Origin of the sequence: Serratia proteamaculans (genome assembly GCF_004684015.1) — a bacterium.
Lineage (GTDB): Bacteria > Pseudomonadota > Gammaproteobacteria > Enterobacterales > Enterobacteriaceae > Serratia > Serratia proteamaculans_F.
Genome location: NZ_SRIA01000016.1, coordinates 120,848 through 132,298, shown reverse-complemented (window position 1 = coordinate 132,298; position 11,451 = coordinate 120,848). Strand labels below are relative to the sequence as shown.

The following is an 11,451-nucleotide window of genomic DNA, read 5'->3' as shown; positions in this document are numbered from 1 at the left end:
TTAGCCTTGCAGCAACTGCACCAGCAGCGAACCGTTGTATAACGCTTCTTTCACCAGTGCCGCGCCGGGCATGGTGCCTTTATTGAAGAACTGAGTGGACTCTACCTGAACCTGCTCACTGTAGGCCGGCAGCGACTGCTGACGTATACAGGAGGCAATGGCCGGATGCAGAATTTCCGCCGCCCGGTTCAGCGGAGAACCGACCAGAATTTTTTCCGGATTGAACAGGTTAACCATGATCGCCAGAATGCGGCCCACGCTGTGCCCCACCCCAAGGATAATATCTTTCGCCAACTGGTCACCCGCCAGCGCCGCATCACACAGAGACTCAACCGTCAGCGGTGCACCGTGCAGGCTGGAGCTCATGGAAGCACTGAGACGCTGCTGGGCGATTTCCAGTATATTTTCGATGCTGGCGACGGTTTCCAGGCAACCGTGATTGCCGCAGTAACAGCGTTTGCCGTAAGGATCGACCTGAGTATGGCCAATCTCCACCACGCTGCGGCTGCCGGCGTGCAGCACCCTGCCACCGGTGATCACCCCAGCGCCGACGTTGTGATCGATCACCACCTGAATCACGTTTTGACTGCCGCGAGAAGCACCGTATAAGGCTTCGGCCATGGTCCAGGCGCTGATATCGTGCTGCAGGTAAACCGGCAGACCGGTACGCGTTTCCAGCGCCGGGCCTAACGGCATATCTTCGACGTCGTAAAACGGCATGCGGTGCACCACGCCGGAGATCGCATCAACCATACCCGGCAGCGTAATGGCGATTGCCGTCAGGCGTTCCAGCTTGCTTTGATGGCGGATAAAGAACTGGTCGACTTCAACCAGAATGCGTTTTAACAGTGGGTCGGGGTGTTCGGCGGCCAGTGGCAACAACTCTTCCACCACCAGTTTGCTGCTGATATCGCGCAGTGCCAACGTAATGGTGCCCCGGCTGATGCGGGCAGAAAGGTAGTGCCAGGCTTCGGTGTCCAGTACCAGCCCAACCGCCGGACGGCCACGGCTGCCGACTTCCTGGAACTCGGTTTCTTTAACCAGATGAGCTTCCAGCAGTTCGCGGACAATCTTGGTGATACTGGCGGGGGCGAGTTGCGCCCGTTTTGACAATTCGATGCGCGAAATCGGGCCCAGTTGATCGATCAGCCGATAAACTGCCCCTGCATTTGTTTGCTTGATTTGATCGATATGCCCAGGCTGCCCAACAGCAATCACAAACCTGCTCCTACTATTTTTCGCGCTTCTAAATAAAGACTATCGGCTATGGTGGGGCTTTTGTAATAAAGCGTCAACTATTTGATTCGTTATGTGATTTGCTGCACAAATTCACCCCACTTTCACTGCGGATTGCGTTTAATTTACCCAGTTTGGCATTCAGGGCAACAGTAATGCCATCAAGGAATTGGCCGCTGCCGTGAGGGGGCGCTGGCGATGATGCACCAACCAAACTTCAGTCATCGCCTCAGGTTCCGCCAGCGGCAAATACTGCACACCGTCGATTTTAACCCGGGCGAAAGACGCCGGCAGAATCGAGATCCCCAACCCGGAAGAAACCAGGCCGATGATGGTCATCGCCTCACCGACTTCCTGGGTGATATAAGGGGTGATCCCCGCTTTAGCCAGCAGCGACAAAATTTCGTCATGCAGCGCAGTTCCCACTTCGCGCGAGAAAAAGACGAAGGGTTCTTCCGCCAGATGTTGGAAGCGCAGCGTACCGGGTGCCACATGGGTTAGCGGATGCCCTTCCGGGACCACTGCCACCAGGGGTTCGCACAGCAAAAGTTGGTGCTTTAATACCTCCGGCAAACGCGTGTTACGCATCACCCCCAAATCCAGCTCGCCATTGAGCAAGGGTTCAATCTGCTGTTTGGTATTCACTTCACGCATTTTGATATGCACCTGTGGGTGCTGCTGGCGAAAAGCTCGCAGGCTGCGCGATACCACGCTGATAAAGGGGGCCGAAGAGGTGAAACCTATGGTCAATTCGCCCAGTTCGCCACGTTCCAACCGTGCCGCTTTCTCGGCAGCACGACTTACCTGATCGAGCACCTGATAGGCTTCTTTCAGAAACATTTCCCCCGCCTGCGTCAGGCTGACATTGCGGTTGTTACGCGCCAGCAAGCGCGCCCCCACCATTTCCTCCAGCGCCTGGATCTGCTGGCTAAGCGGCGGCTGAGAGATGCGCAAACGTTCTGCGGCACGACCAAAATGCAACTCTTCCGCCACGGCGACAAAATAACGCAGATGTCTTAACTCGATATTCATATGTTTAACGTCTTAATTTTAATTATTAATATATTAGACAAAAAACTGCCCTCTCCCTATGATTTTGTTAACCAAAGATGTACTTGTTTAACCCCATGTTCGGTAAGGAAAGACTGTGACAACCCCTGTGCGTTCTGCGGCCGGTATGCCGTCGACGCTGGCCGCCAACGACGATGCGGCTGCTGCGCCAAAAACCCAACGCTCCACCCTTAATAAATTACCCTACATCGAACGCGGAACGCCGCAGTTTATGCGCGTGACTCTGGCGTTGTTCTCTGCCGGTCTGGCCACTTTTGCCTTGCTGTATTGCGTGCAACCGATCCTGCCGGTTCTGTCGCAAGACTTCGGTATTTCCCCAGCACAAAGCAGCCTGTCGCTGTCGGTGTCCACCGGCCTTTTGGCGATCGGTCTGATGTTCACCGGCCCACTGTCCGACGCCATCGGCCGTAAGTCAGTAATGGTGGTGGCACTACTGTTAGCGGCAATCTGTACCCTGATTTGCGCCTTTATGACCAGTTGGCATGGCATTCTGCTGATGCGTGCACTGATAGGCCTTTCGCTGAGCGGTGTCGCCGCCGTCGGTATGACCTATTTGAGCGAAGAGATCCATCCCAGTTTTGTCGCCTTTTCGATGGGGCTGTATATCAGCGGCAACTCCATCGGCGGCATGAGCGGCCGCCTGGTGACGGGGGTACTGACCGACTTCTTCTCCTGGCGGGTATCGCTGGCGGTGATCGGGGTGTTCGCGCTGGCCGCCGCCTGCATGTTTTGGCGCATTTTGCCCGAATCAAAGCATTTTCGTGCCAGTTCGTTGCGCCCGCGCACCCTACTTATTAACTTCCGCCTGCATTGGCACGACAAAGGCTTACCCCTGCTGTTTGCCGAGGGTTTTCTGCTGATGGGCAGCTTTGTCACCCTATTCAACTATATTGGCTATCGCCTGCTGTCGGATCCTTATCACCTCAGCCAGGCGATAGTGGGCCTGTTGTCGGTGGTGTATCTGACCGGTTCCTACAGTTCGCCGAAAGCCGGTGCCATGACTTCCCGTTTTGGCCGTGGGCCGGTACTGTTGGCTTCGACGCTGATTATGCTGATCGGTATCCTGATTACCGCTCTGGCACCGGTAGCGGTTATTTTTATCGGCATGATGTTGTTCACCGCCGGTTTCTTTGCTGCCCATTCGGTTGCCAGCAGTTGGATTGGTCGCCGCGCGCGCCGTGCCAAGGGCCAGGCATCGTCACTTTATCTGTTCTGTTATTACTTGGGTTCCAGCGTCGCCGGTACCCTCGGCGGCGTGTTCTGGCACAGTTTCGGCTGGAACGGTGTGGTGGCCTTTATCAGCGTGATGCTGCTGCTCGCCCTGTTGGTCGTGCATTACCTGAAGAAACTGCCGGAAGCCGCACGCGTTTGATCCCTGCTTGCCGCCTGCCTCTGGTGCAGGCGGTAACCCCCCTTAAAACCTCTGCCAGGCTGGACCACTCGGTCTCCCTGCCCACACTGCTGCTGATGTTGCCCTTTCGTTTGTTATTCTCTTATTGTATGTTGTAACTAAAATAGGAGTGCATGATGGATAAATACGGTTTAATCGGCAGGATGAATGCTTGCTTCAGTGAACTGGAACAGGCTCTGACGGGCCTCCACCAGCAGATCCTGCCATTACGCTTGCTGGCTGGGCGGGTGTTTAGCCTGCCCGAAATCGAGAAAGGCAAGGAACATGACGCGGTGGCGCAGATTGCCGTCGAACAGCATGTTGGCCTGGCCGCACGCGATTTGGCGCTGGAACACTATCAGCGGCTGTTTATCCATCACAACAAACACAACATCAGTAGCAAGGCGGCAGTACGCCTGCCCGGTGTGATTTGCCTGGCGGTGGAACAGCCGGAATACCTGGCGCTGCAACAGCAAATTGCCCTGATTAACCGGCTGAAGGCCGAACTGGAGCAGATCATCACCGTCGACTCCGGCCTGGCGCCGGAGCAACGTTTTGACTTCGTCCACACCCACCTGCACGGCTTAATCACCCTTAGCGCCTATCGTACCCTCACCCTTTTGACCAATCCGGATTCGGTGCGTTTCGGCTGGGCCAATAAGCACATTATCAAAAACGTAAAGCGCGACGAGATCCTGGCGCAGCTGGAAAAGAGTCTAAAAGCCGGGCGTGCGGTGCCACCGCATAATCGTGAGCAATGGGCCGAGCTGGTCAGTCGCGAGATTGACGATATCAGCCGCCTGCCCCAGCAGGCGGTACTGAAGATTAAACGGCCGGTAAAGGTACAACCCATCGCCAGGGTATGGTATCAGCCGCAGCAAAAGCAGGTGCAACACCCCTGCCCGCTGCCGCTGATTGCCCTGTGCCAGGTAGAGAACGGTGCTCAGGTGCCAAAAATTGGCGAATTGCTCAATTACGACGCCGCTGCGGTCAAACATAAATACAAACCGGATGCCAGGCCGCTTCGGCTGCTGGTAAAGCGGCTGCATCTGTATACCGACGTACCTGCTCGTTGAGGCTACAGGGCTGTTGATGCCATCAATTACTTCTTCATGCTGCCGACCATATCTTCCGGGCGCACCCACAGGTCAAATTCCTCTTCGGTCAGGTAGCCCAGCTTCAGCGCCGAGGCTTTCAGCGTCAGGCCTTCCTTGTGCGCTTTCTTGGCGATTTCTGCCGCTTTGTCATAACCAATATGGGTATTGAGCGCGGTCACCAGCATCAGTGACTCATTCAGCAACTGGCTGATGCGGTCACGGTTAGGTTCGATGCCCACCGCACAATGCTCATTAAAGCCCTGCATACCGTCGGCCAGCAGGCGAATTGATTGCAAATAGTTGTGGATCACCATCGGCCGGAACACGTTTAACTCAAAGTTGCCGGAAGCGCCGCCGATATTCACCGCTACGTCGTTGCCCAACACCTGCGCGCACAGCATGGTCATCGCTTCGCACTGGGTTGGGTTGACCTTGCCCGGCATGATGGAACTGCCCGGTTCGTTTTCCGGAATAGAAATCTCCCCGATGCCACAACGCGGGCCGGAGGATAACCAGCGTACATCGTTGGCAATTTTCATTAGCGAAGCCGCCAGCCCTTTCAGTGCGCCGTGGCCATGCACCAACGCGTCGCAGGTGGCCAGCGCTTCAAATTTGTTGGGCGCGGTAATGAACGGCTGCCCGGTCAGTTCAGCCAGCGCTTTGGCGACGCGAACCGCATATTCCGGATGGGTATTGAGCCCCGTACCCACGGCGGTACCGCCCAGCGCCAGCTCACAGATATGCGGGATACTGGCTTCAATGTGCTGCAGGTTATGCGCCAACATGGCTGCCCAGCCGGAAATCTCCTGGCCGAGAGTCAGAGGGGTCGCGTCCTGCAAGTGGGTGCGGCCAATTTTGACGATATCGCGGTAGGCTTCCGCCTTGTTGCTTAGAGTTTTATGCAGCACTTTCAGTTCGGGGATCAGGTGCTCACGCACCGCGATCACCGCGGCCACGTGCATCGCGGTCGGAAACACGTCGTTGGAGCTTTGGCTTTTGTTGACGTCGTCATTCGGATGTACCCGTCGTTCTTCGCCACGCACGCCACCCAGTAACTCACTGGCGCGGTTGGCCAGCACTTCATTCATGTTCATGTTGGTCTGGGTACCGGAACCGGTTTGCCAGATGGATAACGGGAATTCTTCCGTATGCTGATCTGCCAGCACTTCATCGGCGGCGCTGATAATGGCGTTGGCACGCTCGGCAGGCAGTAAACCCAGGTCCATATTCACGCTGGCCGCCGCGCGTTTGGTCAACGCCAGAGCATGGATCAAGGCGGTCGGCATCTTTTCGGAAGAAATGCGGAAGTGCTCCAGTGAGCGCTGAGTTTGCGCCCCCCATAGCCGATCTGCCGGTACTTCGATGGGTCCCATAGAGTCTTTTTCAATACGAACGGCTGCCATCACGATCTCCTTAGTACAATTCCTAAAAATGTACGATTACGCCAACGCACTCATGCCCGCCGGCACACCCCAACCAGTATAGTGGCATAATAACTATTCGCATTAAGAGAGTTGGCTCACAGCATTTTTTCGCCATATGCCCCGTTTATTGTACGGCCATTATTGGCCAGTAAACTTTCTCGGTCCACAAGGCGAACGTCAGCAATAAAAAAAGCGCCGTCTGGCGCTCTGATTATTTATTTCCAGTCAGAAGATTAATGGTGATGTTGATTATAGGCGTTAATTCGTTGGTCCTGCAGATGATTGATTTCATCATAAGCGTCCTGACGTTCATTATGGCGATAGACACCCACACCGACGGCTCCGGCAACAGCGGTAACCGGGTGAATGACCGGCGTAGCCACCACCGGCGCAGCAGACACTACGACGGGCGCAGGCGTGATTACCACCGGCCTTGGCACCACCACAATAGGTCGTGGTGCCACAATAACCGGCCGCGCGACGCCATAGCCATAAGCGTGGGTAACCACGACGGCCGCATTGGCGCCCGAAGTACAAAGAACCAGAGCCAGTAACAGTTTTTTCATCAACGCCTCGATGCTAATAATATTTAGATTGGATTATTGGCACGCACTCTATAGTGACGCTGGGAAATAAATTTAGCTAGTTGTGTGATTAGCGATGAAATCGAAATGAATATGATGAGAAAGATATTCAGCCGGTAATAATTCAATGCAAAAATCACAGTTTGAAATAGAAAATAATGCCAAAGGACCAAACACCCTCCTCGGTCATTTTTTATATTCCCCGGAGAATATATCGGCGTTTTTTTAAACACTCTCTTCCCGTTGCCAACCGACAGCTGAATTGTGGCAATAGTTGCTATCACGTTATACTTTGACGGCCTTGAGTCGCGGCAGAAACAATGCAGCCGCACCACTTGTTTGATCGCGCCCCGCTTTTGCGCCGAGGTTCAAGTGTAGGATAAGGCGCACCAGGTTTTTCACAGTCAGCAACTACCGCCCCCAGGCGGCGAACGCAAAGGATGTTTATCAAGATGCAAAAAATGACCAACGCAGTGCAAAACTATGCATGGGGCAGCCACGACGCGTTAACCCAACTGTATGGCATCGCCAACCCTCAAGGGCAACCGATGGCCGAACTGTGGATGGGGGCGCATCCGAAAAGCAGCTCTCGCGTGGTCGGTGCCGACGGCAATTTGCGCTCGTTGCGCGATGTCATTGATGAAGATCAGCCCAAGCAACTGGGAGCCAAGGTTGCCGGTCGCTTTGGCGAATTGCCGTTCCTGTTCAAGGTGCTGTGTGCCGATCAGCCGCTGTCGATTCAGGTGCACCCAAGCAAATCCGCCGCTGAGGCAGGTTTCGCCAAAGAAAATGCCGCCGGCATTCCACTGGACGCGGCTGAACGCAACTATAAAGATCCTAACCACAAGCCGGAGCTGGTGTTCGCCCTGACGCCTTTCCTGGCGATGAATGGCTTCCGCGAACTGTCCGATATTGTTTCCCTGCTGCAGCCGATCGCCGGTGCCCATCATGATATCGCCGCCTTCCTGCAACAACCGGATGTCAGCCATCTGTCATCCCTGTTTGCCAGCCTGCTGGCGATGAGCGGCGAGCAGAAATCGCTGGCGCTGGGTGTGCTGAAAGCCGCGCTGAATAACCAACAGGGCGAAACCTGGGACACCATCCGCTTTATCGCCGGTTTTTATCCGGAAGACAGCGGCCTGTTCTCACCGCTGCTGCTGAACGTGGTACAGCTCCAGCCGGGTGAAGCGATGTTCCTGTATGCCGAAACGCCGCACGCCTACCTCAAGGGTGTGGCGCTGGAAGTAATGGCTAACTCGGACAACGTGCTGCGTGCCGGTCTGACGCCAAAATTCATCGATATTCCAGAACTGTTAGCTAATCTGCAGTTCCGTCCACAGCCGGCATCCGGCCTGCTGACCCAGCCGCAAAAGCGCGGTGACGAACTGTTCTTCCCGATCCCGGTGGAAGACTTCGCCTTCTCGCTGCATGACCTTTCCGCTACCCCACAGGCGCTGGCGCAAAACAGCGCAGCCATTGTGTTCTGCGTTGAAGGTGAAGCAGTATTAACCAAACAGGACCAACAACTGGTGCTCAAGCCGGGTGAATCCTGCTTTATCGGCGCGTTCGAATCGCCGGTCAGCGTCAGCGGCACGGGTCGAATCGCCCGCGTTTATAACCTGTTGGCGTAAACGCACGGTAAATTTCCGCAAATTGGTTGCTGAAAGAGTGGCTTACCTTCACAATTAAACGCCTGCGGGCGTTTTTTTATTGGCCCATATTTGCCCATCCATCTGTTTGAGACAGATGGCTTAATAAGGATGAACAGAACTATGAAAAAATCGTTAGTCGCTGTTAGCGTCATTGTGGTTCTTGGCGCGGCATGGACCGGGGCTTCCTGGTACACCGGCAAACTGATCGAACAACGGATGGGTGAAGTGGTTGATAACGCCAACAGCCAGCTGAAAGCCTACCTACCGAAAGCCGGTGTCAAACTGGGTTATGAAAATTACCAGCGTGGCATTTTCAGCAGTAAAATTCGCTATGTCCTGCGCGCTGACGGCAGTGTCACCACCGATGATGCGCCGCTGAAAGCCGGTGATGAAGTGGCGTTTATGGAAACCATCGACCATGGTCCCTTCCCGTTTGCCCAGTTGAAAAAATTCAATCTGCTGCCAAGCATGGCGTCGGTGCATACCGAGCTGGAAAATACCCCAGCCACCAAGGGTCTGTTTGAAATCACCAAGGGCAAATCGCTGTTCACCGCCGATTCCCGCATCTCCTACAGTGGTGATACTTCGTCAGCCATTGACGTGATCCCGCTGGAATACCAGAAAGACAAGTCCTCGCTGAAATTTAGCGGTGCGACCATCAATGCCGACGTGTCACGCGATATGAAAGCCATCACGCTGGACGCCAACAGCGACAACGCAGTGATCAGCGGCCCGAACCAGTTTGGTCAGACCGAGCAGGTTCAATTGCAGGGCTTCTCGCTGAAAAGCCAGACCCACGCCGGGCAGTTCGATCTCAGCCTGGGTAACCAGAACATGGAGCTGAAACAGGTCAAGGTTGCCGTTGACGGTAAAGAGACCCTGACGCTGGACGGCTTCAAGCTGGCAAGCCAGTTCGGTGAGAAAGACACTAACCTGAACGGCCAGATTGATTACACCATGGACGCGCTGAAAATTCAGAACAGCGACTTTGGCTCCGGCAAGCTGTCGTTGAAAATCGACAAACTGGACGCCAAATCACTGAAAGAGTTTGCCGACCGCTACAACCAGCAGGCTATGCAGATGCTGCAACAGGCGCAAACTATGGATCCGGTTGCCTACCAGCAGCAAACCACCGACATCCTGCTGCAGAACCTGCCGCTGCTGTTGAAAGGTAACCCAAGCATCAGCATTGCACCGCTGAGCTGGAAAAACAGCAAGGGTGAAAGTACCTTTACCCTGAACCTGGACCTGACCGATCCTGCGCAGGCCGGTTCCCCGGCAGAGTCGCCGGATCAGCTGATTGCCCGTTCAGTGAAAAAACTGGACGCCAATCTGAGCATTCCAGTAGCGATGGCGACCGAAACCACCTCGCAAACCGCGTTGCTGCAAGGCTACAGCGCTGAAGAAGCGCAGAAACTGGCACAGCAGCAGGTGCAGGGTTTGGCGGCCATGGGTCAGATGTTCAAACTGACGACCCTGAAAGACGGGGTGATCGGTAGCAGCTTCCATTACGCCGACAACCAGGTTGACCTGAACGGCAACAAGATGTCGCTGCAAGAGTTCATCGGCACCTTCGGCCTGCTGGGCGCACCTGGCCCGGTCGAAACGCCGGCTCCGGACGCAGTCCCTGCTCCGGTACCAGCCCAGTAATATTTCCCCTCGGGGCCCGCTCAATCGGGCCCCTGTTTTATCTCTGCTTAGCGCTTATCCAACGCCTGTACCAACTGGTAGGTGGCCGCAACCCGATCGTCGTTCGGGAACCATTTGTTGGCCAGCATCACCACGGCGATTTTCTTCGATGGGATGAATACCGCATAGGTGGAGAACCCACCGGTCGAGCCGGTTTTATTATACCAGGCAGCGCTTTGCTCTTTCTGCGGCGGAGTGATAGCGGTGGCTGGAGTGCCGTTCATGATCATCCCGGCGTTGTTGCCTTCCGTCAGCTTGGGCAATGCCACCGGATAAGCGTAGCTTTCCCACATCAGATCCTGGGTGAACACCCCGGCTCGGTAGTAACCGGTATGGGTCGCCGCCAGGGCCTTGCGCCACTTATCCCCCACCTTGGCCACCTGCATGTTGGCTTCAAGGTAACGGACCAGATCCTTGGCATTGGATTTGATGCCGTAGGATTCTGCGTCCAACGGGCCGGGCGTGACTCGCACCGGTTGGTCTTTCTTGTTGTAGCCCTGAGCGTAGTTATCCATCTGCGCAGCCGGAACATTAACGTAGCTGTGGTTCATGCCCAAAGCCGGCAGCAACTGTTTTTCCATCGCCTGCGCAAAAGGTTGGTTCAGGCTTTTGGCGGTGATCATCCCCAGCATGCCAATACCCAGGTTGGAATAAACCCGATAGCTCCCCACGGCATGTGGCGGCTGCCAGTTTTTGTAATACGCCATCAATTGCGCGTCATTGGTCACATCATCCGGAACAAACAGCGGCAAGCCGGAGGTATGTGTCGCCAGGTTCAGCAAGCTGACGTGGTCAAAGGCGCTGCCACGCAGCTCAGGCAGGTAATGGCTGGCCGGTTCGGCGAACGACAGTTTGCCCTCATTTTGCGCGTAGGCCGCCAGCGTGGCGGTGAAGGTTTTGCTCAATGAGCCCACTTCAAACAAGGTCTGATTGGTGATCGGCTTGCCGGTCTGTTTGGACGCCACGCCATAATCATAAAACTGCTGTTTCCCGTCCACCGACACGGCGATGGCCATGCCCGGCACGCCATATTTTTGCATCAATGGCTGAATAATGGCGTCAATCTCGGCTTTGTCGGCGGCATGGCCTGCCGGCAGGATCATTGCGGCCAACAACGCGGCCGCCAGGCGATTTATTTTGGTCATGTGAAAGCTCTTGGGTTGCAGGGTATCGGCCGATGGCAAAAGATTTTATTGCCTGTCGACGCGAGGATATCCTTGGATGATGGTGTTATTCCTTTTCTGACTGCGTTAATTCCGCACCAGCAGGCTAAATATCAGGGTTTATCCCTGGGTTGACAAGCGATAA

Annotated in this window: 9 protein-coding genes; 4 read left to right on the top strand and 5 right to left on the bottom strand. The window is 55.1% G+C overall.

Annotation, left to right across the window (positions count from 1 at the left end; genetic code table 11):
• Together mlc and E5C26_RS11645 are read right to left on the bottom strand one after the other, a co-directional pair.
• Nucleotides 1-1,218 carry a sugar metabolism global transcriptional regulator Mlc gene (gene mlc / locus E5C26_RS11650; protein WP_135316440.1) on the bottom strand — a complete coding sequence of 406 codons (1,218 nt, stop codon included), beginning with the start codon at nt 1,216-1,218 and terminating at the stop codon, nt 1-3.
• 159 nt (nt 1,219-1,377) lie between these two features.
• Nucleotides 1,378-2,268: a LysR family transcriptional regulator gene (locus E5C26_RS11645; protein WP_135316439.1), complete on the bottom strand. Its 891-nt coding sequence runs from the start codon at nt 2,266-2,268 to the stop codon at nt 1,378-1,380.
• A 145-nt stretch (nt 2,269-2,413) separates the two neighbouring features.
• Here E5C26_RS11645 and E5C26_RS11640 point away from each other — a divergent pair, with 145 nt between their 5' ends.
• The gene (locus E5C26_RS11640; protein ID WP_206194273.1) at nt 2,414-3,679 is read left to right on the top strand and encodes an MFS transporter; all 1,266 of its coding nucleotides are present in this window, start codon (nt 2,414-2,416) and stop codon (nt 3,677-3,679) included.
• A 155-nt stretch (nt 3,680-3,834) separates the two neighbouring features.
• The gene (gene tus, locus E5C26_RS11635) at nt 3,835-4,773 is read left to right on the top strand and encodes a DNA replication terminus site-binding protein (RefSeq protein WP_135316668.1); all 939 of its coding nucleotides are present in this window, start codon (nt 3,835-3,837) and stop codon (nt 4,771-4,773) included.
• 26 nt (nt 4,774-4,799) lie between these two features.
• On the opposite strand, the gene fumC is transcribed toward tus, so the two are convergent.
• Nucleotides 4,800-6,197, bottom strand: a complete 1,398-nt coding sequence (fumC, locus tag E5C26_RS11630; protein ID WP_135316437.1) for a class II fumarate hydratase — start codon at nt 6,195-6,197, stop codon at nt 4,800-4,802.
• Between the two features lie 254 nt (nt 6,198-6,451).
• Nucleotides 6,452-6,784: a hypothetical protein gene (locus E5C26_RS11625; RefSeq protein ID WP_135316436.1), complete on the bottom strand. Its 333-nt coding sequence runs from the start codon at nt 6,782-6,784 to the stop codon at nt 6,452-6,454.
• Between the two features lie 470 nt (nt 6,785-7,254).
• Here E5C26_RS11625 and manA point away from each other — a divergent pair, with 470 nt between their 5' ends.
• Entirely contained in the window at nt 7,255-8,433 is a 1,179-nt protein-coding gene (manA, locus tag E5C26_RS11620) for a mannose-6-phosphate isomerase (RefSeq protein WP_135316435.1), read from the top strand.
• Nucleotides 8,434-8,574: 141 nt separating this feature from the next.
• Nucleotides 8,575-10,104 carry a YdgA family protein gene (locus E5C26_RS11615; protein ID WP_135316434.1) on the top strand — a complete coding sequence of 510 codons (1,530 nt, stop codon included), beginning with the start codon at nt 8,575-8,577 and terminating at the stop codon, nt 10,102-10,104.
• 47 nt (nt 10,105-10,151) lie between these two features.
• Here E5C26_RS11615 and ampC read toward each other — a convergent pair whose 3' ends face one another.
• Complete coding sequence (gene ampC, locus E5C26_RS11610) at nt 10,152-11,288, bottom strand: class C beta-lactamase (RefSeq protein WP_135316433.1); 1,137 nt, start codon at nt 11,286-11,288, stop codon at nt 10,152-10,154.
• Nucleotides 11,289-11,451 lie beyond the last annotated feature (163 nt).

Bases quoted from the DNA above. Each gene is read 5' to 3' on its own strand.
- E5C26_RS11645 (WP_135316439.1), bottom strand. From the start codon at position 2,268: ATGAATATCGAGTTAAGACATCTGCGTTATTTTGTCGCCGTGGCGGAA.
- E5C26_RS11640 (WP_206194273.1), top strand. From the start codon at position 2,414: ATGCCGTCGACGCTGGCCGCCAACGACGATGCGGCTGCTGCGCCAAAA.
- tus (WP_135316668.1), top strand. From the start codon at position 3,835: ATGGATAAATACGGTTTAATCGGCAGGATGAATGCTTGCTTCAGTGAA.
- fumC (WP_135316437.1), bottom strand. From the start codon at position 6,197: ATGGCAGCCGTTCGTATTGAAAAAGACTCTATGGGACCCATCGAAGTA.
- E5C26_RS11625 (WP_135316436.1), bottom strand. From the start codon at position 6,784: ATGAAAAAACTGTTACTGGCTCTGGTTCTTTGTACTTCGGGCGCCAAT.
- manA (WP_135316435.1), top strand. From the start codon at position 7,255: ATGCAAAAAATGACCAACGCAGTGCAAAACTATGCATGGGGCAGCCAC.
- E5C26_RS11615 (WP_135316434.1), top strand. From the start codon at position 8,575: ATGAAAAAATCGTTAGTCGCTGTTAGCGTCATTGTGGTTCTTGGCGCG.
- ampC (WP_135316433.1), bottom strand. From the start codon at position 11,288: ATGACCAAAATAAATCGCCTGGCGGCCGCGTTGTTGGCCGCAATGATC.